This is a genomic window from Streptomyces sp. NPDC005963 (genome assembly GCF_040638655.1).
Classification (GTDB): domain Bacteria; phylum Actinomycetota; class Actinomycetes; order Streptomycetales; family Streptomycetaceae; genus Streptomyces.
In genome coordinates, this window is sequence record NZ_JBEXVD010000023.1 from 1 (window position 1) to 23,743 (window position 23,743).

The 23,743-nt window shown below is 68.9% G+C and carries 22 protein-coding genes; 9 read left to right on the plus strand and 13 right to left on the minus strand.

Translation table 11 applies throughout. The features are described from left to right. Positions 1-298: 298 nt before the first annotated feature. From ABZ348_RS25760 to ABZ348_RS25785, 6 genes are all read right to left on the minus strand, one after another. Positions 299-1,828: a type IV secretory system conjugative DNA transfer family protein gene (locus tag ABZ348_RS25760; RefSeq protein WP_358936853.1), complete on the minus strand. Its 1,530-nt coding sequence runs from the start codon at positions 1,826-1,828 to the stop codon at positions 299-301. A 26-nt stretch (positions 1,829-1,854) separates the two neighbouring features. Beyond that, on the minus strand, positions 1,855-3,276 hold the full coding sequence (locus ABZ348_RS25765; RefSeq protein WP_358936854.1) for an ATP-binding protein: 1,422 nt from the start codon (positions 3,274-3,276) through the stop codon (positions 1,855-1,857). A gap of 8 nt (positions 3,277-3,284) precedes the next feature. Next, positions 3,285-4,838 (minus strand): SCO6880 family protein, encoded by a 1,554-nt coding sequence (locus tag ABZ348_RS25770; protein WP_358936855.1) that lies wholly within the window; start codon positions 4,836-4,838, stop codon positions 3,285-3,287. Next, a complete protein-coding gene (locus ABZ348_RS25775) occupies positions 4,835-6,148 on the minus strand; it encodes a hypothetical protein (protein ID WP_358936857.1) in 1,314 nt (437 codons plus the stop codon). The genes ABZ348_RS25770 and ABZ348_RS25775 overlap by 4 nt, the downstream gene beginning before the upstream one ends. Then, positions 6,138-6,992: a hypothetical protein gene (locus ABZ348_RS25780; RefSeq protein ID WP_358936859.1), complete on the minus strand. Its 855-nt coding sequence runs from the start codon at positions 6,990-6,992 to the stop codon at positions 6,138-6,140. The genes ABZ348_RS25775 and ABZ348_RS25780 overlap by 11 nt, the downstream gene beginning before the upstream one ends. Positions 6,993-7,244: 252 nt before the next feature. Continuing rightward, positions 7,245-7,553 carry a hypothetical protein gene (locus ABZ348_RS25785; protein WP_358936861.1) on the minus strand — a complete coding sequence of 103 codons (309 nt, stop codon included), beginning with the start codon at positions 7,551-7,553 and terminating at the stop codon, positions 7,245-7,247. A 452-nt stretch (positions 7,554-8,005) separates the two neighbouring features. Between ABZ348_RS25785 and ABZ348_RS25790 the strand changes: the two genes are divergently transcribed. The 3 genes from ABZ348_RS25790 to ABZ348_RS25800 all read left to right on the plus strand — a co-directional run bounded on the left by ABZ348_RS25790 (position 8,006) and on the right by ABZ348_RS25800 (position 11,118). Continuing rightward, positions 8,006-8,836 carry an SAM-dependent methyltransferase gene (locus ABZ348_RS25790; RefSeq protein ID WP_358937074.1) on the plus strand — a complete coding sequence of 277 codons (831 nt, stop codon included), beginning with the start codon at positions 8,006-8,008 and terminating at the stop codon, positions 8,834-8,836. Positions 8,837-9,051: 215 nt separating this feature from the next. After that, positions 9,052-10,071, plus strand: coding sequence for a bifunctional lytic transglycosylase/C40 family peptidase (locus ABZ348_RS25795; RefSeq protein ID WP_358936863.1), 1,020 nt, complete (start codon positions 9,052-9,054; stop codon positions 10,069-10,071). Positions 10,072-10,335: 264 nt separating this feature from the next. Then, a complete protein-coding gene (locus ABZ348_RS25800) occupies positions 10,336-11,118 on the plus strand; it encodes a phosphatase PAP2 family protein (protein ID WP_358936865.1) in 783 nt (260 codons plus the stop codon). A gap of 12 nt (positions 11,119-11,130) precedes the next feature. Here ABZ348_RS25800 and ABZ348_RS25805 read toward each other — a convergent pair whose 3' ends face one another. Both ABZ348_RS25805 and ABZ348_RS25810 read right to left on the minus strand, forming a co-directional pair. Then, on the minus strand, positions 11,131-11,436 hold the full coding sequence (locus ABZ348_RS25805; RefSeq protein ID WP_358936867.1) for a hypothetical protein: 306 nt from the start codon (positions 11,434-11,436) through the stop codon (positions 11,131-11,133). 308 nt (positions 11,437-11,744) lie between these two features. After that, positions 11,745-13,310, minus strand: a complete 1,566-nt coding sequence (locus ABZ348_RS25810; protein ID WP_358936869.1) for an FAD-binding oxidoreductase — start codon at positions 13,308-13,310, stop codon at positions 11,745-11,747. A 561-nt stretch (positions 13,311-13,871) separates the two neighbouring features. Between ABZ348_RS25810 and ABZ348_RS25815 the strand changes: the two genes are divergently transcribed. Continuing rightward, positions 13,872-14,864, plus strand: a complete 993-nt coding sequence (locus ABZ348_RS25815) for a hypothetical protein (protein WP_358936871.1) — start codon at positions 13,872-13,874, stop codon at positions 14,862-14,864. Positions 14,865-14,945: 81 nt separating this feature from the next. Further along, on the plus strand, positions 14,946-15,116 hold the full coding sequence (locus tag ABZ348_RS25820; protein WP_358937094.1) for a hypothetical protein: 171 nt from the start codon (positions 14,946-14,948) through the stop codon (positions 15,114-15,116). A 106-nt stretch (positions 15,117-15,222) separates the two neighbouring features. On the opposite strand, the gene ABZ348_RS25825 is transcribed toward ABZ348_RS25820, so the two are convergent. After that, the gene (locus ABZ348_RS25825) at positions 15,223-15,573 is read right to left on the minus strand and encodes a metal-sensitive transcriptional regulator (protein ID WP_358937076.1); all 351 of its coding nucleotides are present in this window, start codon (positions 15,571-15,573) and stop codon (positions 15,223-15,225) included. A 240-nt stretch (positions 15,574-15,813) separates the two neighbouring features. Here ABZ348_RS25825 and ABZ348_RS25830 point away from each other — a divergent pair, with 240 nt between their 5' ends. Together ABZ348_RS25830 and ABZ348_RS25835 are read left to right on the plus strand one after the other, a co-directional pair. Continuing rightward, on the plus strand, positions 15,814-16,434 hold the full coding sequence (locus tag ABZ348_RS25830; protein WP_329020832.1) for a DUF47 family protein: 621 nt from the start codon (positions 15,814-15,816) through the stop codon (positions 16,432-16,434). Between the two features lie 5 nt (positions 16,435-16,439). Beyond that, positions 16,440-17,438, plus strand: a complete 999-nt coding sequence (locus ABZ348_RS25835; protein ID WP_358936873.1) for an inorganic phosphate transporter — start codon at positions 16,440-16,442, stop codon at positions 17,436-17,438. A gap of 193 nt (positions 17,439-17,631) precedes the next feature. Here ABZ348_RS25835 and pstB read toward each other — a convergent pair whose 3' ends face one another. The 4 genes from pstB to pstS all read right to left on the minus strand — a co-directional run bounded on the left by pstB (position 17,632) and on the right by pstS (position 21,935). Beyond that, positions 17,632-18,408, minus strand: a complete 777-nt coding sequence (gene pstB, locus ABZ348_RS25840; protein ID WP_329020826.1) for a phosphate ABC transporter ATP-binding protein PstB — start codon at positions 18,406-18,408, stop codon at positions 17,632-17,634. Between the two features lie 26 nt (positions 18,409-18,434). Further along, positions 18,435-19,511 (minus strand): phosphate ABC transporter permease PstA, encoded by a 1,077-nt coding sequence (gene pstA / locus ABZ348_RS25845; protein ID WP_358936875.1) that lies wholly within the window; start codon positions 19,509-19,511, stop codon positions 18,435-18,437. Further along, on the minus strand, positions 19,508-20,512 hold the full coding sequence (gene pstC / locus ABZ348_RS25850; RefSeq protein ID WP_358936876.1) for a phosphate ABC transporter permease subunit PstC: 1,005 nt from the start codon (positions 20,510-20,512) through the stop codon (positions 19,508-19,510). The genes pstA and pstC overlap by 4 nt, the downstream gene beginning before the upstream one ends. Before the next feature lie 289 nt (positions 20,513-20,801). Then, complete coding sequence (gene pstS / locus ABZ348_RS25855) at positions 20,802-21,935, minus strand: phosphate ABC transporter substrate-binding protein PstS (RefSeq protein WP_358936878.1); 1,134 nt, start codon at positions 21,933-21,935, stop codon at positions 20,802-20,804. A 662-nt stretch (positions 21,936-22,597) separates the two neighbouring features. Here pstS and ABZ348_RS25860 point away from each other — a divergent pair. Continuing rightward, positions 22,598-23,131 (plus strand): hypothetical protein, encoded by a 534-nt coding sequence (locus tag ABZ348_RS25860; protein ID WP_358936880.1) that lies wholly within the window; start codon positions 22,598-22,600, stop codon positions 23,129-23,131. 7 nt (positions 23,132-23,138) lie between these two features. After that, positions 23,139-23,732: a TetR/AcrR family transcriptional regulator gene (locus ABZ348_RS25865; protein WP_358936882.1), complete on the plus strand. Its 594-nt coding sequence runs from the start codon at positions 23,139-23,141 to the stop codon at positions 23,730-23,732. Positions 23,733-23,743: the final 11 nt, after the last annotated feature.

A 23,743-nucleotide genomic window follows, 5' to 3' on the forward strand; every position in this document is an offset into this window, starting at 1 on the left:
CAGGGGGGACCCTGTGGGAGAGTAGGACGCCGCCGAACAATTATTGCGAGATGGGCCCTGTACCGTGACGGTACAGGGCCCATTTTGCGTTTCACACGTATTTTCCCTGTGCTGGTGACAGTCACCATGGGGTTTTATGGCGGGTGGGGGACTGGCCTGGTTGTGTGGTGGATCTTGAGTGCAGTCCTGAGCGGACTCTAGAGCCGGCCAGGGCTCCGTCACCGTACTGGCAGTCTTGCGGTCGGGGCACACGGGAGCTCCGGGTCGCCGCACTCTCATGACCTCGGGAACCGTGAAGCTACTGGGGGAGTGGCTCCGGCCAGCGGGCACGAGCCTGTTCGGCTGAGCGAAGCAGGACCAAGGTGATCAGCCCCTGTTCCTCTCCTCGCGCCAGGAGCGCCGGGAGTTGGGGGACGGGAGCCACGGCCGCGACATCGTCGAAGACCAGGGTCATTGGTGGGTCGAGCCGGCCGGCGGATGACCGTGCGGCCATGCGGCGGCCGTGCTCGACCACGTGTGAGGCCAGTGCTGTGAGCAGTGGCATCGCTCCTGGATCGGAGCGGGGGTCTTCGATGGGCTCCCCCACCAGATACAGGGTTCCCCCCTCGTCGATGAATGATTCCAAGGCGAGCGAATCACTTCGGTTGGGTGTGCATGCCTCACGGATGTGGACCGACGACAGTGCGGAGAGCGCACGGCCCGTCAGTTGCCGGGCGATGTCGCGACGTTCCGGATGAGCGGTGAGCGCCGATTCCAGGAGCCCCGCCTGGCCCGCCGCAGCCTTGGGATGCGTACGGAGGATCCGTACCGCCTCCTGGGTGTTGCCGCCCTGGGCCCAGCGGTGGACCTGTTTGAACGGACGGCTGTCGATCACGGCTGCGTGGAGCCAGCAGCGCAGAAGGGTTTCCGCGGTGTCGGCCATGGCCGTGTCGAGCAGGGCACGGGGACGTACGGGGGCCAGGAGTGCGGTGGCGCGCGCCGCGGCGGTATCGGGGTTGTCGCAGCCGGCGAGGGGAGACCAGTGGAGACGGGCCGGGGTGTCGCAGAGATGCCCGGGGTCATAGACGTGCACGGGTCCCAGCTTGGAACGTGCGTCCTTGGTGTCCGCCCACACGGTGGGGTCGGAGGTGATGACGAGTGCCGGACCTGCTGACTCCAGGACGGCCTGCACTGCGGTGGGGCGCCGGGTCCCGGCATCTCCGTAGAGCAACCGTGGAATGCGGGGCGTCGGTACCGGGAGCGATGCGAACGCTGGGGCGGCGCTGACGGGAGTCGTGGCGGCCGTGGGATGTTCGACCGGGCTCGGGTTCGGCTCCGGTGCGGCGGGGGCTTGGGCTGGGGCGGGGGTCGGTGGGCCGTAAGGGTCCCAGACGCCGAGGGCCGGGCCCTGGTCGGACTCCGGCTCCGACCTCGCGTCGACCGTCTTCTGCTGGTTCGAACCGGCCGTCTGGACGGGCTGTCCGTTGCGTCGCGCTGTCCGTACCGACTTCCAACGGGCCAGGGTGCCCACGGCGAAGATCGCCAGGACCCCCAGCACCATCAGCTGGCCGATCAGGAGGCCCCAGAACAGCCCGTACCCCGAGAGTTCATTGGGAGGGGTGGCGGGCCAGGCGGCGGCGAGGTCCTGAGGGGCGGAGATCAGGGAACGCAGCGCCTGCGGAGTGTTCTTGAACGTCACTCCGGTCGGCCAGGCGCCATGGGCGAGGAGGCCGGCGAGGCCGGTCGCCGTCCACGCCACCACCAGTGATCCGAAGAGAACGCCGAGCAGGCCCATCAGGAGACCGTCGGGGACTCCACCGGTCCGTTGGGGCTGCTCGTGCGCTCTCATCTCACTCCTTCACCTCGGGCACCGCATCACGCAACGGTCGACTCGGAGGATTCGGTCGCGCCGTTGAGACGTTGTTGTTCGATGCGGGCCGCACGTTGTTCCGTCTCCCACTCCGCGGCTGCGAGGTCTTCCGGCAGAGCCGGCCCCGAAGACTCCGTCATGGCCCGGTCGGTGAAGACCAGCGGCCGTTCCGCTTCGGTGATCAGATGCTTGACGACCTGCACATTGCCGTTGACGTCCCAGACGGCGATGCCCGGGGTCAGCGTGGGGATGATCTCCACCGCCCATCGGGGCAGCCCGAGGACCCGACCGGTGGCCCGGGCTTCGTCCGCCTTCTGTGCGTAGATGGTTCGGGTGGACGCCATCTTCAGGATCGCCGCCGCTTCTCTGGCCGCAGCTCCGTCGACGACGTCCGAAAGGTGGTGGACGACCGCGACGAACGAGAGGCCGAGCCGACGGCCGAACTTCAGCAACCGCTGGAAGAGCTGTGCCACGAACGGGGAGTTGATGATGTGCCAGGCCTCTTCGACCAGGAAGATGCGCTTCTTCCGGTCGGGGCGGATCCAGGTGTGCTCCAGCCACACCCCGACGATCGCCATCAGGATCGGCATGGCGATGGAGTTGCGGTCGATGTGGGAGAGGTCGAAGACGATCAGTGGGGCGTCGAGGTCGATGCCGACGGACGTGGGGCCGTCGAACATTCCCCTGAGGTCACCGTCGACGAGCCGGTCGAGCACCAGCGCGACATCGAGGCCCCAGGCCCGTACGTCGTCTATGTCGACGTTCATCGCCTCCGCGGATTCCGCTTCGGGGTGGCGCAACTGCTCGACGATGTCGGTGAGGACCGGCTGACGGTTGGTGATGGTCTCGTTGACGAAGGCGTGGGCCACCTTGAGGGCGAAGCCGGAGCGCTCGTCGAGACCGTGGCCCATGGCGACCTCGATGATCGTGCGCAGCAGGGCGAGCTGCCCGGTCGAGGCGATCGCGGGGTCGAGCGGGTTCAGCCGGATGCCGTCGTCCATGGCGGTCATCGGGTCGAGCCGGATGGGGGTTATCCCCAGCTCCTGCGCGATGAGGTTCCATTCGCCGACGCCGTCCTCGCCCTGGGCGTCGAGCACGACGACCTGGCGGTCCCGGAACCGGAGCTGTCGCAGGACGTACGTCTTCTCCAGCGCCGACTTTCCGTTGCCGGATTCGCCGAGCACGAGCCAGTGCGGGGCCGGGAGCTGCTGACCGTACAGCTGGAACGGGTCGTAGATGTAGCCCTTTCCGCTGTAGACCTCGCGGCCGATGATGACGCCCGAGTCGCCGAGGCCGGGGGCCGCGGTCGGAAGGTAGACGGCCTGGGCCTGCCCGGTGGAGGTGCGGACGGGCATCCGGGTCGTCTCCACCTTCCCGAAGACGAAGGAGGTGAACGCCTCGGTGAGGACGGTCATCGGATCTCGCACAAGGGCCCCTAACGCCGGATGCCGGTCGCGAACGGCAAGGTGTTCACAAAGGCCCGGTGGTGCTCGCGGTCGCACCACTCCAGCTTGAGGTACGACTTGCCGGCGGAGGCCCTGATCGTCCGCTTGTCCCTGGCCAGGGCCTCGGGCGAACGGGACGACACAGTGATGTACCCGACGAGGTTGACGCCCGCCGCACCACTGGCGAGATCTTCACCCCGCTGGTCGAGTCGTCCGTGGGCGGCGATGTCCCGCGGGTCGACCGTGCGGTTCATCTTGGCGGCACGACTGGCGTCGGCCTCGTCGTTGGTCTTCTCGGTGAGCATCCGTTCGATGGCGACTTCGGTCGGTTCGAGGTCCATGGTGACCGCGACCGTGCGGATCACATCGGGGGTGTGGACGAGCAGCGGCGCGAGGAAGTTCACGCCGACCGGGGTCATGGGCCATTCCTTCACCCAGGCGGTCGCGTGGCACCAGGGCGCGCGCGTGGAGGACTCGCGGGTCTTCGCCTGGAGGTAGGTGGGTTCCATGGCGTCGAGTTCCGCAGGCCAGGCGTTGCGCTTGGTCATGGCCTGGATGTGGTCGATGGGGTGGTCGGGGTCGTACATCGAGTGCACGAGGGAGGCCAGTCGGCTCTGGCCGAGTGGCTGGCGGACCCGGATGTCCGCTTCGGCGAGTCGGGCGCAGATGTCGGTGAGTTCACGGGCCATCACGACGGCGAGTCCGGCGTCCTTGTCCAGCTTGCGGGACTTGGTGGCGGCGCGGGCGGCACGGGCCATGGCGTGGGCCTCGGCGGCGAGGTCGCGGGTGTAGTGCATGCAGGCCACCAGGTACGCGCGGTGCTGCTCGCTCGACGTGGAGACCATCGACTGGAGTTGGTCGTAGGAGTCGCGCAGCCAGACCGGGGAGTGGACGTCGCCGCGCTGGGCGACGTCCTTGGCGTGGGCGTCCGGGTCGGCGGGCAGCGTACGGGCGAGCATCTGGATGCGGGTGACGAATCCGTCGCCGTTCGCGACGTGCTTCAACAGTGTGCCGAAGCGGTCGACGAGCGCCTCCTGGTCCTCGCTGTCGCGCAGGCCGACTCCGGGGCCTTCGATCTCGATGGCGGCGGTGACGGTGCGTCGGTCGGCGTGGAGGAGGACGGCGATCTCGTCGGGGCCGAAGGGCGCGGCGAGCCAATTGATCCGGCCGATCCCCGGCGGCGGTCCGACTTCCACCTCGCGGCCGTCGAGTCGGGTGCCCGCTTCGGCGGCGGTGGAGCGATAGACGGTGTTGGCCCGGACGGTTCGCTTGAAGCTGCGGTTGATCTCGAACCACTTGTAGAAGGTCCGGTGCTTGTACGGGACGTACACCGCGGCCAGGGCGATCATCGGGAAGCCCATCAGCAGCACGATCCGCAGGGTGAGGACGGGGACCAGCAGCCCGCTCATCATGCCGAGGAACGCGCCGGCGATGATCAGGGCGATCTCGCCGGTCTCGCGGTTCTTGCCGATGATCGCATTCGGCCGGGCCCGGCCGATGAGATACGTACGGCGGGGCGTGATGGGGTGGGCCTGGGTGCTCAACGCCCTGCACCTCCTGTGCTGTTGCGGTTGCCGTGCGGGGAGCCGGTGCCGGGGGGCGCGCTACGCGGCGGTGGAGCGGCGCCGCCGGAGCCTCCCGTGGGGCGGCTGCTGTGGGCGGCCATGCCTCCGCCGACGGCGTTCGCGGGGCGGGCGCCGCCGCTGCTGGTTTCGCCACCGCCGCCGGGATTGCCCCGGGCGCTGTGGGTCTTGATGCCTTGCGACACGAGGGCCGCGGGGGAACTGATGACGGCGGCGGCCCGGTTCTCGACCCCGCCCTGGAGGCGGTTGTTCCGGGAGGCGGCGATCTCGTCGCCGAAGCCGGGGACGAACCGGTAGATCATCGCGGAGGCGACGATGGCCAAGATGATGATGGCGAGTCCGGAGACGACGGCGGAGAAGGAGTCGGGTCCGTCGTCGGCGGAGAGGGCGCCCGCGAGTCCCAGGACGATCACGATGACCGGTTTGACCAGGATGATCGCGATCATGATGCCGACCCAGCGGCGGACGTTGCCCCACATGTTCTTGTCGACGAGCCCCGAGTAGACGACGACGCCGAGGAGGGCGCCGACGTACAGCAGGATCGCGCGGATGAAGAGTTCCAGGTAGAGGACGCCCGCGGCGACGATCGTGACCAGGGAGACCACGATGAGCATGATCGGCCCGCCGCCGATGCCCTCGCCCTTCTTCAGCGCTTCGGAGAAGGTCCCGAAGAACACGTCCGTGTCCCTGCTGGTGCCGCCCGCGATGACGTCGGTGACCCCGTCCGTCGCCGAGACCAAGGTGTAGAGGATCAGCGGCGTGAACGCCGAGGCGAGGACCGTCAGCCAGAGGAAGCCGATCGCCTCGGAGACGGCGGTCATCAGCGGTACGCCGCGGATGGCGCGCTTGGCGACCGCGAGGAGCCAGAGGATGAGCGTGAGGATGGTGGCGGCGGCGAAGACGATCGCGTACTGGGAGAGGAACGTGGTGTTGGTGAAGTCGACGGTCGCGGTGGACTTCACGGCTTTGGAGAGGGTCTCCACGGTCCACGCTGCGGCATCGGCACAACCGCGGGCGAGGGCGCCGAGGGGGTCGGCGGCGTTGGCGGGGTCGTCGAGGGGACTGCTCCGGCGGGCTCCGCCCGGTTCACCGCTGTCACAGTAGTCACGGGCCGGACCGCGTACGAGTTCGCACGAGTCGTTGCTCTTGCTCGGGCTGGGCGACGGGCTCGGAGTCGGTGCCGCGGTCGCGCGGGAGGCGAGGAGGACCACCGCGGTCTGGATGCCGGCGAACGCGGTGGTTACGGAGAGAGTGCGGCGACTAGCGTGCATAGGTGAACCCTCCGAACTGTTCGACGGCATCGGCCATCTCTTTGGCGCCGGAAGCGGTCTGATCGCGGCCGACGGGTACAGGGCCGTCCTTCTGCGTGAAATCGGTGACCTTCCAGTCGCCGTTGATCCACTTAAGTTCGAATGTGTTCGTGTACCAGCTCTGAGTGACCGGAGTCTTGGAAGACTCGCCGGCCAGCCCGAACAGTTCGGAGTACCAGACGGAGACTCGGGCGGTGCTGTCGCTGAAGTTCTCCACCTTGGAACCCATGGGGTTGGTGCGGGTCACGAAGGTCATTCCTTCAGGAGCTGACCCGTCCGGCCGCAATCCGATGCCGCTGAGGAACTTCTCGTCCGAGTAGACCTTGTCGAGATCGCCCCTGCGTGCTTCGGCAACCTCGGGTGCATACACGGTGTTCACGATGTCGATGCGGCTGGCCTGGGAGTACATCCCCTCAGAACCCAGTGCCACCGCGTAGTTCGCCGCCGCGCTCTGGGCGCCCTGTTCGTCGTGGGCGTAGCCGGTGGGGATGTTCGCGGTCTTGCCCTTGACCGGGGCCACGCCCGTGGCCGCTGTCGGTCGGGCGTCGGCGCCCTTCGGTGAGGTGTCGGGGTCGTCGTCCTCGTTGCCCCGGTTGACGAAGGCGATGGCCGCGATCAGGAGCACCACGATCCCGATCACGGTGATCAGCGAACGGGAGTTACGGGCGGGGCGGCGGGCCACCCCGTACTCGTCGGGGTCGCCGGCGCCCGGCAGCCGGGTGCGCGTCTGGCCCGTACCGCCGAAGTCGTCGTCGGTACGGCTGCCGGGGTCGCCGCGGTAGCCGTGTTCGTCCCCGTGGCTCATCGTGTGCCCGTCCCCTCGCTCCGCTGCGGGAGACGTCCTCCCCCAACCGTGTGCAGATCCGCGGATGCCGACTCCGTACCGCACTGCCTGTCGTCATCCGAGTCGTACTCCGTGTCGTACGACGACGGTAGTCGCGCTGGGTTCCGCGTGGGCGCGGTGTGGTGACTCGACATCAGGGAGACGCAACCTCTGAGGAGAGGGGAGGAATGGGTACGAGGCGTGGACGAATGGGGTCGGGGTGGAGGGGGCGGGTCAGACGGCCATCCCGTACACGATGGTGAAGACGGTCCCCAGTGATCCGATGATGAAGACGCCGGTCAGTCCGGCGACGATCAGACCCTTGCCCTGCTCGGCGCTGAAGGTGTCACGGAGTGCGGTGGCGCCGATGCGCTGCTTGGCCGCGCCCCAGATCGCGATGCCCAGGCAGAGCAAGATGGCCACGGCCATCACTACCTCGATCATCACCCGGGCCTCTTGGCCCAGTCCTCCGAAAGGCCCCCAGTCTGGAGCGATTCCGCCGATGATGGTGTTGATGTCGCCCTTTTCGGCTGCCAGGATCATGTGTAAGTCACCGCCCCTGTCGGGTTGTTAGCCGCCCGTGCCCCTCGGCATGGGTCATCGCTCTATCTTCGCTGATGAAACCGTCCGCGTATGCCGACTTGGCTGGTCTCTTTACCCGATCTCCGCACGTATGACCGATCCCACCCGCCCTGACCTGCGGAGAAGTGGATCGGCGCGCTGCGAGGAGCCCGTACCGTCACTCTGTGTATCACGCAGAGTGACTCCGGGCAATGACTGTCGTTGTTCCACCTTTGGGGCGCTCCTCACGTTTCGGGCGGGCACTGTCCGCTTTGAGGCTGCTTGAGGCCGGCTCCGCCACGTCTGTCCCGGTGATGTGGCGCGGGCGAGGGTGGGGCGCTCCTTCGTGCGCCGTGGTGCGGGAGGTCGCGCCCTGTTCGGGATGTGGCCTCCGCTTGGCGCAACGCCTGCCCGAGAGTGGTGACTTGGATACGGTGGGTGGCGTGACGGAATATCAGGACACTCGGGTCCGGATCGACACCACACGGCCCCACACGGCGCGGATCTGGAACTACTGGCTGGGTGGCAAGGACAACTACCCCGTCGATCGTGAGGCGGGTGATCGAATTCGGGCGATTCATCCGGGCATCGGGGAGTACGCCCTTGCCGACCGGCTCTTCCTCGGGCGGTCCGTGCGCCATCTGGTCACGACGGCCGGGATCCGCCAGTTCCTCGACATCGGGACGGGACTGCCCAGCGGCGACAACACCCACGAGGTCGCCCAGCGGGCGGCGCCGGATTCGCGGATCGTCTACGTGGACAACGACCCGCTGGTCCTCACCCATGCCCGCGCACTGCTCAAGAGCACCCGGGAGGGCCGTACCGACTACCTCGACGCCGATCTGCGCGATACGGACCTGATCCTGGAGCGCGCGGCCAAGACGCTCGACCTGTCCCGGCCGGTCGCGCTGATGCTGCTGGGCGTCGTCATCTTCGTCGAGGACGACGAGGAGACGTACGACCTCGTGCGGCGGCTGATGTCCGCGCTGGCGCCCGGCAGTCACCTCGTGCTGTCACACACCATCACCAGTGCGTCGATGCCCGAGGTCGACGCGGCGGTCGCCTTCTGGAACGAGCACGGAACGCCTCGACTCACCCAGCGCACTCCGGCCCAGGTCGAGCGGTACTTCGACGGTCTGGAACTGCTCGACCCCGGGGTGGTCTCGTGCTCGCGGTGGCGACCACGCCCGAAGGGACCCGAGAACACCGAGGGCACGGAGGCGGGCGAGGTGGCCATGTACGCGGGTGTAGGGCGCAAGGTCTAGGGCCGCGACCCAGGGGCCTCCACCGGACGGGACGCCGGATCGGGGTGGCCGGACGCTGTACGCCGGGCCGGGCAGTGGGCGGTTTCGGGCTACAGCGGTGTCGATTCGGCCCCCCAACACCCCCTGTACCACCCCCTTGGGCCATCTGCTGAAAAGCCCCTGCGCCGCCTACACTGGCGCAGGGCGTACTCCCATGGGGTGAAGGGTGGTTGACGGTGCGTAAGGCGTGGCTGATCGCGGGAACGTCCGTCGGAGCCTGCCTTCTGTTCATCGCGCTGCTGGTCGTGGGCACCTTCTCCGCCGCCTCTGGACTGTTCGGCGGTGGCGTCAACGGCAAGTCAGGAGCCGTCGGCCTGGCCAAGGGTGCCGTGCCCGCGCGCTATCAGGCGCTGGTGCAGACGTGGGGCAACCTCTGCCCCGCCATCAACCCCGCACTCCTCGCCGCCCAGCTGTACCAGGAGAGCGGTTGGAACCCTCGGGCGCAGAGCCACGCAGCAGCCCAGGGCATCGCCCAGTTCATCCCCGGCACCTGGGCGGCGCACGGCGTCGACGGCGACAAGGACGGCGACCGCGATGTGTGGGATCCGGCGGACGCCATTCCGTCCGCCGCGACCTACGACTGCAAACTGGCCGGATATGTGAAGAAGGCCGGGGGCGACCCGACCAACAACATGCTCGCCGCCTACAACGCCGGTGCCTACGCGGTGATCCGGTACGGCGGTGTTCCCCCGTACAAGGAAACCCAGAACTACGTGAAGGTCATCCGCACGTTGGAGAAGAGCTTCGCCCGGCCCATCGGGCGGGTGGACCCCTCCCGGCAGGCGGCGGGGGCCATCGACTTCGCGCAGCGGCAGTTGGGCACGAAGTACCTCTGGGGTGGCAACGGTACGCCGGAGCAGGACGGGCGGTTCGACTGTTCCGGGCTCACGCAGGCCGCGTTCAAGACGGTCGGCATCGATCTGCCGAGGGTGGCCAACGACCAGTACAACGCGGGAGAGCACCCATCGCGTGATGAACTGCTCCCCGGTGACCTGGTCTTCTTCTCCGACGACCTCACCAACTCACGGGCGATTCGGCACGTGGGCCTGTACGTCGGCGGCGGTTACATGATCAACGCGCCGCGTCCTGGCGCCGTCATCCGTTTCGACAAAATCGACACCCCAGACTATTTTGGCGCGACCCGGGTTACCGAGGACGGCGCGAAGTCGCTTCCCACGCACCCTCCGACGGCCTGACAGGGCCGTTGCGTGGCCGGAACACTCCGCTAAGCCAAGGCGCTGAGCTGCGGCGATGTATTTCTCTTCGGTAACGTCATGGTGATCGTTCGGTGGAGTGTGGAACCTCCGCGGGGAACAGGCCGTTCCCTGGACTGAGCAGCTGCAGTGACCATGCAGCAGTCACATGACACTGATCACGGGGGTGGCAGAAAGCGGTGCACCGCCGTGCGCCGCGGCGGACGCAGGGCACTACAGGGCAACAGAAGGCAGGGGCCGCAGCAGATGGCTGGACTCGCATCGGGGATTCCCCTGGCGGAGCCAAGGACGGGACTTCCCACCGCGGAGACGAGTATCCCCCTCGCAGAGTCGGGCGGTGGGGCCAGTCCCGACGTCGCCCTGCTCTACGACATCAACGACCTCTCCAAGGCCGCGCCCCCCTGGTTCGATCGGATCATGGGGTTCGTCGGTGAGTACGGGATCATGTTCGGCCTGGTCGCCGTGGGACTGCTCAGCTGGTGGGCCATGCGTCGCCGCGGCACCGCTGAGGACTCGATCACCGGCGTCGCAGCGCTCGCTTGGGCGCCGCTCGCTGCCGCGTTGGCGATCGTTGTCAACATTCCGATCCGTGGCTTCGTCGAGCGACCCAGACCCTTCGTGGACCACAAGGACCTGGAAGTCCTCGTCCTGGGCAAGACGGACTACTCGTTCGTCAGCGACCACTCGACCATGGCCATGGCGATCGCCGTCGGAATCTTCCTCGCCCATCGTTCGCTGGGCTACGCCGCGCTGGCGCTCGCCCTGGCCGAAGGCTTCCTACGCGTCTACATGGGCGTCCACTACCCCACGGACGTGATCGGCGGCTTCGCCCTCGGTACGGCCATCACCCTGCTGCTCGCCCCCCTCGCCATGGCCCTGCTGACTCCGCTGGTACGGGCGATCGCCGCGTCCCGTGCCGGTTGGCTTGTCCGCTCGCCGCACCTCGACCGGAACGGCGGACGTGCCGAGCCGCTCGGCATCCCGGAGCCCCGGGCCGAGGGCACCGGAGAGAAGGATCTCGCCGCCTAGGGCCGCCACGACCTAGCGGCGGCCGTTGCGGCTGCGGCGCTGGTGGCGCCGGACGATCATCACGGTCGCAGCCCCGGCCAGCGCCCCCGTACCCATGACGGAGAGCGAGCTCTCGATGGGGCCGTCCGGCTTCGACGCGCTGGGAGGCGCGGTGTGGATGGAGGTCGATCCACTGCTCGGCGGCCCGGCGAGACCGCTCGGACGGTCGCCGTCGGGCGGGGGAGAGGTGGCGGTGCCACAGAGGGGGAGGGCGACGACGAGCGCCGTGGCCCCGGTGAGGGCGGCTATTCGTCCGCCGCGGCTGAGGGAACCCTTCATGGTGGGACGTCCTTGCTCGATGGGTGCGATGGGTGCTGTGCGTGCTGTGGGTCATCGGCATCGGCGGTACGGGTGTGGGGTGCGCTGGGGTTCCATCGGCGCGTGAGGTCGGAGGGTGCTCGGAGCAGCGCGGAGCGGTCACAGGGCACGGGGCCGCTGGTCTCGTCAGTGCGGTGGTGCTCCGGCCCCCTCCGGGACAGCGCCTTCGGGACGCCGGGAGAACTCCTGTAGAACCAGGGCACCCCGCGCCGGCCCTCACGGCCATTCAGATGCGGCCGTTCGGGGTGGTTCGGTGCCCAGGGGATGGGCTAGAGGGCGTGCGGGAAGTCCAGCAGGCGCTCGGGGTCGTACCGCCGCTTCAGTTCCGTGAGCCGTCCCGTCGCCGGGCCGTAGTACGCCCGCCGCCAGTCCGTCAGCAGGGGGTCCGTGTAGTTCTGGTATGCCTCTCCGGACGCATGGCCGCGCATCGCGCTGTGCGTGCGTCGCAGCCAGGCGCGCTCGGCCCGGCCGGAGGTGCCCGCACGCCAGGAGGAGTTGTACTGGGCCAGTACCCGGGAGCGTCGGTGGACGAAGGCGGTGTCCAACGGCTGCACCCGGTTGATCGCGCCGCCGAGCGCGGTCAACGCGATGGAGCCCTCGCCCTGACCGCCCGGCAGGCGTGTGAACGCCTCGGCCGCGCTCAGCAGCGAACGGATGCCGGCCGCGGGGATCTCACGGTGGAAGAAGTCGGAGGCGGCCGTGTAGGTGGCGCGGTACAGGGCGCCGTCCGCGCTGCGACCCGGCACCGAGCCCGGTAGCCGGCACTCGTCGGCGGAGCTCGTGGAGCAGCCCGCGTAGTCGAGCATGGCGTCGAGGTAGCCGCGCGGCCGGAGCGAGTCCGAGTCCGCCGGGGAGCCCACCTCGTCCACGAGCCGGTCCACGGCGTTGTGGGTGTCGCCTTCCGTGGCGAACGAGAACAGGTTGACCGTGCAGTTCGGCGTTCCGCCGCCGGGGTTCGCGGTCAAGCGTGCCGCCGACCAGATCTCGTCCCCCTGGTCGGGGCCCCAGCGCTGCCACGCCGCGATGACGGCAGCCGCCTTCGACCACGGCCACCGGAGGTGCCCGAGGAGGACCGGTGGGGCGGGGTGGGTGCGGAACTCCAGGGAGGTCACCACGCCGAAGGAGCCGTTGCCCGCACCGCGCAGTGCCCAGAACAGCTCCTTCTCGCGTTCGGCGGTGACGGTCCGGATGGTGCCGTCCGCGGTCACGAGGGTGGCGGCGATGAGGTTGTCGCAGGTCAGTCCGTACGCCCTCGATGCGACGCCGTGTCCGCCGCCGAGGGTGAGGCCGGATATGCCGACGGTGGGGCAGGAGCCCGCGGGGAGGGTGCGGCCGGCCCGGCCCAGCGTGCGGTAGACCTCGATGAGCTGGGTGCCGGCGCCGATGCGACCGTCCGGGGTGACGCGGTTCAGGGACGACACGTCGATGACGAGGCGGCCGTTCCCAGAGGACCAGCCGGCGTAGGAGTGGCCACCGCTGCGGATGGAGACGGGCACGCGATGGGCTCGGGCGAAGGCCAGGCACTCCTGGACGTCGGCCTCTCCGCTGACATAGGCGACGGCTGCGGGGCGCTGATCGTCGAACCGGGTGTTGAAGAGTTGGCGGGCGGTCCGGTAGTCGGCGTCCTCGGGGGATATCAGCCGGCCGTCGAGGCCGGCTCCCAACGCCCGCCAGTCACGCTGGACGCGCGGCGGGGTGGGCTTGGCCGTAGGGGCTGGTGAGGCGGCCGAGGGGCGCGGGGTCGAGGGGGACGGGGCCGGATCGGTGTCTCCTCGGCCGCAGGCCGCCGTCGAGGCCAGGGCGACGGCGGTGGTGAGCAGTGCGCGCCGGTCCATGCGGCCTCCCCCGGGGCGTGGACTGTTGTCGGGGCAGAGTGTTCCGCTCCGCGGGCGCGATGTCACCGGGTTGTGGGGATCGAGATGCTCGCGACCGGGACGGTGATGCTGCCCTGCACCGTGCCCTGACGGGCGGGTGGGGGCTCGCCGGCTTTAGGCGCTCGATACGTTCTCGCCCTCCGGTGCCGGCGCGGGACCCGGTACGACGGGGGAGGCACAGGCCGCACCCTCAGAGGCACATACCGCACCCTCATGGGACAGGGCGTCGCCACGGGCGCGGTCGCGCGAGCGGCGGGCGGGACCCGTCCAGCCGCAGACACAGTGGGCCAGGGTGAACGAACCACGCTCGACGGTGGTCGTCCGAGGGGATGTCTGCCCGTCGCCCGGGTGGTCTTGCTGGAGCACGTCACCACCGTACTGGGGGTGCTTTCGCCGGCGGTCCTCGCGTGACGGCGGACCCCTGCACTCGTTAGGCGGGACGGGCTGAGGTCTCGCGCAGGACGCCTTTCAGGGCTCTCAAGCAGTAGAAGCAGTGGTTCCGGTTGTTGGGGGTTGGCAGCGATGGTGGTGCGACAGCACGGGCGGAGCGGCGGGGTGGTCGCGGTCGCCGCCGTGCTCGCGGTGGTGACCGCAACCGGTGGCTGCTCGGTCAAAGAGGGCGTCGGCGGCGGCGACAACGTGAGCGGTGCGGATCGCGAGCCGGGGCTGGCGAGTGCGCAGGGCCACCTCGGCGGGGGCCAGGCGCAGCCCGGCCGCACCGGGACGCCCGCCGAACGCGACGGTACGGGTGCCACCGGGTCCGTCGGCGAGGAGTCCGGGAGCGCCGCACCCGATCGCGCTCCGGGGGACGCCGGGGCGGATGAGGTGAGGTCGGCCGCCGATGCCCTGCTGGCCGCGGGGAGCGCCCGGGCGCGCACCTCCATGGAGACCGCCACCGGTGGGACGCGGGTGACGCTCAACGGGGAGGGCGGGTACGACTTCGTCCGCGGGATGGGGCGGCTGACGGTCACACTCCCCGAGGACCTCGCGGGCGCGGAGGAGCACCGTCCGGTGATCGAGTTGATGGCACCGGGCGCGCTCTACATGAAGAACCGCGGTGCCGGGGTGCCCGCCGACAAGTGGGTGCGCATCGACACGTCCACCCTGGCGGACGGCAATCTGGTGACCGGAGGGGCGACCGATCCGCTGACCGCGGCCGAGTTGCTGAGGGGGGCCGGAGAGGTGGCGTACCTGGGGGAGAAGGTCTTCGAGGGCGGGGCGGTGCGGCACTTCCGCGGGAGCGCCGACCTCTCGCGGGCCGCCCGGGTGGCGCGGCCCGCCGCGCGGCCTGCGCTGGCGGCTGCGGCGAAAGGGTTCGCCGGGGACCGGGTCGCGTTCGACGTCTATCTGGACGACGAGGGGCGCATCCGCAAGGTGCGGCACCGCTTCACCTTCGCCAACGGGGACGGAACGGTCACCGTCACGTCGATCACGGTGCTGGACGGCTTCGGGTCTCCGGTGGTCGTACGACTGCCGGCCGAACGTGACATTTATGCCGGGAGGATCAGGGGCTAAATGGTCCGGACGTGCCATGCGCGGCGCGTGCATCACTCCCTACGCTAGGAAGCCGGTACCGGCAGGAAGAGGTGAATGCACGTGGCTCCGCCCAGTACGACATTGGTCCAGGACTACGTGGCCCTCGCCGAGATCGAACTGTGCGGCGAGTTGATCATCGCGGCTTCGGCCGCCGATGGGGAGCGGCTCAGTTCGGACCGTATCGACGAGGTGCTCAAGGTGGTGGCCGTGCGCTCGCCCCACCAGGGGTGATCGCGGGCGGGGTCGGGGCGATGGTGCGCCCCGACCCGTATGCCTGATCCGGGTACGCGCTCGGGGCGGAGTGAGTGCGTCCCGCTCGACGGGCGTGTGGTGTGCCTCAGGTGCGCAGCAGTCGGGCGATCGCCTTGGTGGCCTCTTCGACCTTGGCGTCCACTTCGCTGCCGCCCTTGACCGCCGCGTCGGCGACACAGTGGCGCAGGTGCTCCTCCAGCAGTTGGAGGGCGAAGGACTGGAGGGCCTTGGTGGAAGCGGAGACCTGGGTCAGTATGTCGATGCAGTAGACGTCTTCGTCGACCATCCGCTGGAGTCCGCGGACCTGGCCCTCGATCCGGCGCAGTCGCTTGAGGTGCTCGTCCTTCTGGTGGTGGTAGCCGTGCACGCCCTTGTCGTGATCGGTGAGGGGGGTGGCTTCGGTGACCGGGGGGCCGGCCGCCTCGGTGGTCGTCATCGGGTCCTCCCGTTGGTCCTGGCCGTACTGATCCGCGCCGTACATATCCGAATGCTGCGGCCTTGCGAGGGGCTGTATACCCCTCATGGGTATATGATACCCAATCTTTCTGTGGGGGGTCGGGGGCCCATGATGCTCACTGTGCACGATGGGCGACACTGAAGAACGATGGTTGGCCGTGGCCGGAAGAATGCGCCTAGCATCAGCCTGTCCGAATCCACAGCACCCCGAGGACCCCACGTGCGCTTTCGTCTGACCCCCAGGGAGACGAGCTTCTACGACATGTTCGCCGCGTCGGCGGACAACATCGTCACGGGCTCCAAGCTCCTGATGGAACTGCTCGGGGCCGATGCATCTTCCCGGGCCGAGATCGCGGAACGGATGAGGGCGGCGGAGCACGCGGGCGACGACGCCACCCATGCCATTTTCCACCAGCTGAACTCTTCGTTCATCACCCCCTTCGACCGTGAGGACATCTACAACCTCGCGTCCTCCCTCGACGACATCATGGACTTCATGGAGGAGGCCGTCGACCTGGTCGTGCTGTACCAGGTGCAGGAGTTGCCGAAGGGCGTGGAGCAGCAGATCGAGGTACTGGCCCGTGCCGCCGAACTGACCGCCGAGGCGATGCCGCACCTGCGGACCATGGAGAACCTCACCGAGTACTGGATCGAGGTCAACCGGCTGGAGAACCAGGCCGACCAGATCCACCGCAAGTTGCTGGCACAGCTCTTCAACGGCAAGTACGACGCGATGGAGGTGCTGAAGCTCAAGCAGATCGTGGATGTGCTGGAAGAGGCGGCCGACGCCTTCGAGCACGTGGCGAACACCGTGGAGACCATCGCGGTCAAGGAGTCCTGAACCACGTGGACACCTTCGCCCTGATCGTGACCATCGGTGTCGCGCTCGGATTCACCTACACCAACGGCTTCCACGACTCGGCGAACGCGATCGCCACCTCCGTCTCTACCCGGGCCCTGACGCCGCGCGCCGCCCTCGCGATGGCGGCCGTGATGAACCTGGTGGGCGCGTTCCTCGGCCAGGGCGTCGCCAAGACCGTCAGCGAGGGCCTGATCGCCACCCCGCAGGGCAGCAAGGGGATGGGCATCCTCTTCGCCGCGCTGCTCGGGGCGATCGTCTGGAACCTGGTGACCTGGTACTTCGGTCTGCCGTCCTCGTCCTCGCACGCCCTGTTCGGCGGCATGGTGGGCGCGGCGCTCGCCGGCGGTACGGAGGTGATCTGGTCCGGTGTGCTGGAGAAGGTCGTCATCCCCATGTTCATCTCGCCCGTCGTCGGGCTGGTCGCCGGCTATCTGGTGATGGTCGCGATCATGTGGATCTTCCGGAAGTCCAATCCGCACAAGGCCAAGAGGGGCTTCCGCATCGCCCAGACGGTCTCGGCGGCGGCGATGGCCCTGGGGCACGGCCTCCAGGACGCTCAGAAGACGATGGGCATCGTGGTGATGGCCCTGGTCATCGCGGACGTGGAGGACCAGGGCGACGCGATCCCGGTGTGGGTGAAGATCGCGTGTGCGGTGATGCTGTCGCTCGGTACGTACGCGGGCGGCTGGCGGATCATGCGCACCCTCGGCCGGAAGATCATCGAACTGGATCCACCGCAGGGCTTCGCGGCGGAGACGACGGGGGCCTCGATCATGTTCGGGTCGGCGTTCCTGTTCCACGCGCCCATCTCGACGACCCATGTGATCACTTCGGCGATCATGGGTGTCGGAGCCACGAAGCGGGTGAACGCGGTCCGCTGGGGGGTGGCCAAGAACATCGTCATGGGGTGGTTCATCACCATGCCGGCGGCAGCCGCGGTGGCGGCGATGAGCTACGGGGTCGTGTACCTGGTCTTCGGCTGAGCAGGAGGGATCTCCTGAGCCGTCGGGGAGCTGGCTCGCCCCCGTTCAGCGCCGGTGTTGTTTGAGCCGTTGGCGGGGTGCCATGCATCGCCGGAGCAGGCACACGGATGGGCCCGCCCCGGGGAGTGGGGCGGGCCCGTGTCTTGCGGTGGCACCGCCAGGCAGCACCGCGAGACGGATCGGTGGGGCGGGCTCAGCCGAAGCGGCCCGAAATGTAGTCCTCCGTGGCCTGGACCGATGGATTGGCGAAGATCCGCTCGGTTTCGTCTATTTCGATGAGCCGCCCGGGCTGGCCCACTGCCGACAGGTTGAAGAACGCCGTCCGGTCCGAGACCCGGGCCGCCTGCTGCATGTTGTGCGTCACGATCACGATCGTGAAGCGCTCCTTCAGCTCGCCGATCAGATCCTCGATCGCCAGTGTCGAGATGGGGTCGAGCGCCGAGCAGGGCTCGTCCATCAGCAGCACCTGGGGCTCGACCGCGATCGCGCGGGCGATGCACAGCCGCTGCTGCTGGCCGCCGGAGAGGCCCGAGCCGGGCTTGTGGAGGCGGTCCTTGACCTCGTTCCAGAGGTTGGCGCCGCGCAGGGACTTCTCGACGACGTCGGGGAGCTGGCCCTTCTTGACGGAGCCGTTCAGCCGCAGGCCCGCCGCCACATTGTCGAAGATCGACATGGTGGGGAAGGGGTTGGGCCGCTGGAAGACCATGCCGACCGTGCGGCGCACGGCGACCGGGTCCACCTGCGCCCCGTAGAGGTTCTCGTCGTCCAGGAGCACCTTGCCCTCGACGCGACCGCCGGGGGTGACCTCGTGCATCCGGTTCAGGGTGCGCAGGAAGGTGGACTTCCCACAGCCCGAGGGGCCGATGAACGCCGTCACCGAGCGGGGCTCCACGGTCATCGAGATGTCCTCGATCGCCTTGTGGGAGCCGTAGTAGGCGGTCAGTCCGCTGACGTCGATTCGCTTGGCCATCTTTGTGATCACTTCCCGTGGGCCGCTCAGCGGCCGGTCTTCGGTGCCTTCCAGCGGGCGATGCCGCGGGCCACCAGGTTGAGGAGCATGACGAAGGCGATCAGGACCAGTGCGGCGGCCCAGGCGCGGTCGTACGACGCCTCGCTGCCGACCCGGTACTGCTCCCAGATGTAGAACGGAAGCGAGGACTGCGCACCTTCGAACGGATTGGTGTTGATCAGTTGGCTGCCGAAGACCAGCAGCATGATCGGGGCGGTCTCGCCTGCGATCCGGGCGATCGCGAGCATCACGCCCGTGGTGATCCCGCCGAGGGCGGTCGGGATGACGACCTTCAGGATCGTCCGCCACTTGGGCACGCCCAGGGCCAGCGACGCCTCGCGCAACTCGTTCGGCACGAGCTTGAGCATCTCTTCGGTGGAGCGCACCACGACGGGCAGCATCAGGATCGCCAGCGCCAGTGCGCCCATCAGCCCGGACGGGCTGAGCTCGAACATCAGCATGACCGAGAGGAGGAAGAGGCCCGCCACGATGGAGGGGATGCCGGTCATCACGTCGACGAAGAAGGTGACGGCCTTGGCCAGCGCCCCGCCCCCGTACTCGACGAGGTAGACGGCGGTCAGCAGTCCGATCGGTACGGAGACCAGGGTGGCGAGTCCGACCTGCTGGAGGGTGCCGACGATGGCGTGGTAGACGCCGCCGCCCGCTTCGAAGCCGGGGACGCCCGCCATGGAGTGGGTGAGGAAGTACCCGTCGAGGACCTTCACCCCTCGGCTGACGGTCACCCAGATCAGCGAGAACAGCGGTACGACGGCCAGGATGAAGCACACCCAGACGATGCTGGTGGCCAGCCGGTCCTTGGCCTGGCGGCGGTTCTCCACCAGGGAGGTCGTCGTATAGGAGAGGGCCAGGAAGAACAGGGCGGAGACCAGACCCCATTGGATCTTGCTCTGCCAGCCGGCGAGTGCGCCGAGACCACAGCCCAGGGCGGTGGCGGCGACGGCGAATCCGAGCGGTGCCCAGCGGGGCAGCTTGCGACCGTTGAGGCTGTCCGGCCGGGGCGGGACGGGGCTGGTGGGTCGTTCCCTGACGGCGGTCTGGCTCATGCGTTGGCCCCCGAGTACTCCTTGCGGCGGGCGATGATCAGCCGGGCCGCGCCGTTGACCAGCAGGGTCAGGACGAACAGCACCAGGCCGGACGCGATCAGCGCATCCCGGCCGAGTTCATTGGCCTCATCGAACTTGGCCGCGATGTTCTGGGCGAAGGTGCCGCCGCCCGGGTTCAGCAGATGGAGCGAGATCACGAAGCTCGGGGAGAGGACGGTGGCCACCGCCATCGTTTCGCCGAGCGCCCGGCCGAGTCCCAGCATCGAGGCGGAGATCACGCCGGAGCGACCGAAGGGGAGGACGGACATCCGGATGACTTCCCAACGGGTCGCACCCAGGGCGAGCGCGGCCTCCTCGTTCATCCGCGGAACCTGGAGGAAGACCTCCCGGCTGACGCTGGTCACGATCGGAAGGATCATGATCGCCAGCAGGATGCCCACGGTGAACAGCGAGCGGGCGACTCCGACCTCGGTCTTCTCGAAGAGGTACGTCCAGCCGAAGAAGTCGTCCAGCCAGAGGTTCAGTCCTTCGAGGTACGGGACGAGGAACAGGGCGCCCCAGATGCCGTAGATGATCGACGGCACGGCGGCCAGCAGATCGACCACGTACGAGAGGGGGCCGGCGAGTCGGCGCGGCGCGTAGTGGGAGATGAACAGGGCGATGCCGACCGCGATCGGTACGGCGATCGCCATCGCGATCAGCGAGCTGACGACGGTGCCGAAGAGGAGGACCGCGATGCCGAACACGGGCGGGTTCCCGGCCGGGTTCCAGTCGAAGGTCGTGAGGAAGTTGCCCTCGTCCTGCGAGATGGCGATGGCCGCGCGGTAGGTCAGGAACGCGGCGATCGACGCCATGACGACCAGCAGCAGGATGCCCGAGCCGCGGGAAAGGCCGAGGAAGATCTTGTCGCCCGCCCGCCCGGTGGAGCCGCTCTTCGCGTCGAGCGGGGCGATCGGGGCGAGGGGTGGTGGAGGTGTGTCTATGGGTGTCGTCGATGCCATGGTCTTTCCGGTCTGTGTGGGGGAGTCGCCGGGTGGGGCTCCCCTGGCGGCGGTGCACCGGATGGGTTGGTGGGCGGGTGCTGCTCGCGGTTCTCGCGAGGGCTCCGGGACGGTCCGTGTCTTCGTGGGGGTTCCGGGGCGCTCATGTTCTCGTGGGGCTCCGGGGCTGCTGGGGGCTGGACCGCCCGACCGGTGGTGGTCGGCCACCGGTCGGGGCGGAGTCGCTTCGGGTGGTTCGGGCGTCGGCGCCGGGCGGGCGCCGTACCGGACCGTGCTCCCCGGGCGGTGACTACTTCAGGCCCGCGACGGTCTCGCGCACCTTGGCGTTGATCTCGGCGGGGATCGGGGCGTAGCCGGCGCCGGACAGGACCTGCTGGCCCTCGTCGCTGGCCGCGTAGCCGAGGAAGGACTTGACCGTGCCCAGCGTCTCGGGCTTGTTGCCCGTGTCACAGACGACCTCATAGGTCACCAGGACGATCGGGTACGCGCCGTCCGCCTTGGTCGCGTAGTCGAGTTCCAGGGCGAGGTCCTTGCCGGTGCCCTTGACCTTGGCGGCGGCGATGGCCTTGGAGGCGTTCGCGGAGGTGGCCTGGACCGGGGCGGCGGCACCGGTGTCGATCTGGACGGTCGGGATGGACTGCGAGGTGGCGTACGAGAGCTCGAAGTAGCCGATCGCGCCGTCCACCTGCTTGACCTGCGCCGCGACGCCGGAGGAGCCGGAGGCGGCCTGGCCGCCGGGGGCGGGCCACTTCTTCTCGGCCTCGTAGGGCCAGTCGCTCGCGGCCGTCGCGCCGAGGTACTTGCCCAGGTTCTGCGTGGTGCCGGAGTCCTCGGAACGGTGGAACGCCTGGATCGCCTTGTCCGGGAGGGACGCGCCCTCGTTCAGCTTGGCGATCGCCGGGTCGTTCCACTTCTTGATCTTGCCGTTGAAGATCTTGGCGATGGTGGGGGCGTCCAGGGTCAGATCGTCGACGCCGGAGAGGTTGTAGCCGAGGGCTACGGGTCCGCCGACCATCGGCAGGTTGATGCCCTGCCCGCTCTGGCAGGTCTTCTTGGACTCGGCGACTTCTTCCGGCTTCAGCGCGGAGTCGGAGCCGGCGAAGCCGACCGTGCCCTGGTTGAAGGCGACGATGCCCTCACCGGACGACGAGGACTTGTAGTTGATCTCCACGCCCGAGCAGGCCGCCATGTAGTTCTTGACCCAGAGGTCCATGGCGTTCTTCTGCGCGCTGGAACCGGAGGCGAGGAGCTTGCCCTGGGCGCCGTCGCAGGCGATGTTCGACGCCGCGCTGGTCTGGCCGCTGGTGCCGCCCGTGCTGCCGGAGTTGTCGTCCGAACCACACGCGGTGAGGACCAGGGCGCCGGACACGGCGAGGGCGCCGAGCGCCGTGGCGCGAAGCCCGGTCTTGCGCTGAAGCTTCACTTTCGGGTGTTCCTTCCAGAGTCCGCCGGGGTGCCGACCGTTGTCGGGTGTTCGCCTGGCGGCGCATGTCGGGGGTGGGAGTGCGCCGGCTGTTGCCGGGTACCGCGTAAGACCGAAATTAGGCAGATCAGGTGAAGCCGCCCATGGGGGTGAGTGAACAGCAGGTGAACCGTGTCCGGCGGCTGGGTGCCCGGCCCAGCGATGCCGCACCGGAGTGGGACGGGAGCGTCCGTATCCCTGCTGTGAACAGGGGTGTTGAGCGGGAGGCCGGTGGCGGGGCCCTCAGATGCCGAGGGGGGTGCGGTCCGCTCGAACGGGCGGTATCGCGGTGCGTGCCCGTCGGTTGTCCGGGTGGGGCGCGGCATGGGCGCGGAACTGCCCGTGCCCGCCGGTCCCCGTCGTTCCGGCGCGGGTGATTGCTCCGTCTGCCTGATGCCCCACCCTGCTCACCTTCCCTGACGCCCTTCCCCCTGCGATGGGCGCAGCCGGCGGTCCTGCCCCGTCCGCCCGGTCCTGGACCGGGCGGACGAGGGTGTGCGCCTGCGGCCGGGCCCTTCACGCAAAGTAGCGCGCGCACGCCGGCGAAGCGCCGGAAACACTCGGGTGGGTGATCACCCGATCGGGCGTGAACCATAAGGGTGTACTAGTAGTACGCTCTGCCTATGCGTACCATCATTCTGAAGGTTGTGGGCACTGCCCTGGTCACGGTCCTGCTGACGTATCCGCTCTGGGCTCCCGGCTGGGGACGCGGCATCCTCGGGGAGATCGAGAACCAGGGGCCGCTGGGAGCGGTGCTGACCATCGCCGTCTTCTTCGGGCTTGTCGCGCTCTACTGCCGCTCGCTGCAACGGACGCTGACACTGCTGCCACCGGCCGCGAGGCGCGCCACCCCCGCCTCCGTGTGGTGGATGTTCGCGATCCCCTACAACTTCACCGAGGACTTCTTCATCGTCCGCAACGTCGCGGCCTCGCTCGCCGCAGACCCCGCCACCCCGCCCACGGCGGTCCGGCGCTGGGCGGTCGTCGGATACGGCTGGTGCGCCGCGCAGATCCTCTCCCTTTTCCCGGGAGCGGCCGGATACCTGGGGGGCGCGGTCGCCCTCGTCCTGTGGGCGGCACACTGGATCATGACGGTCCGGATCAATCGGCTGCTCGTCCGTCCGCGGTCGGCCGCCCCGCTCGCCCACCAGCCCTAGGGAACCCATGCCCCTGCCCCGCTACCACCGGCTCCCGGCCGACACCCGGGCGGCCATCCTCGGTGTTGCCCGCGCCCACTTCGCCCGCGACGGCAAGGCCGCGGCCTCGTTCAACCAGATCATCGCCGAGGCCAACATCTCCAAGACGTCCGCCTACCACTACTTCGACGGCAAGGACGATCTGTTCGGGGAGGTCGTCGCGGACGCCGCACAGCGGACGCTCGCAGCGCTCGGCCCCTGGACGGAGGTCACCGGAGCGGACGGGCTGTGGGAGCAGTTGACGACCGGTGCCCGGCGGCTGCGGGCCCAGTTGCGCGAGCACCCGGACGACAGGGCTGTCCTCGCCGAACAGCAGCGCGCGGGCGGGGGCCACGAGGACGAGGACGCCGGTGAGGACTGGATCGGTCTGCTGGTCGCCAACGGTCTGCGGATCGGGGTGATCGACCCCGAGCCGGACGCCCCGCTGGTCGCCACCGCCACCCGCGGGATCTTCGACGCGCTCGACCGCTGGGCGCTCGATCACCCCGAAGCCTCGGAGGAGTCGGTGACGGACGCGCTCACCACCCTGCTCGCCCGGCTCTGGGGAGCACCGCGACCCTAGATTGGCCGGGC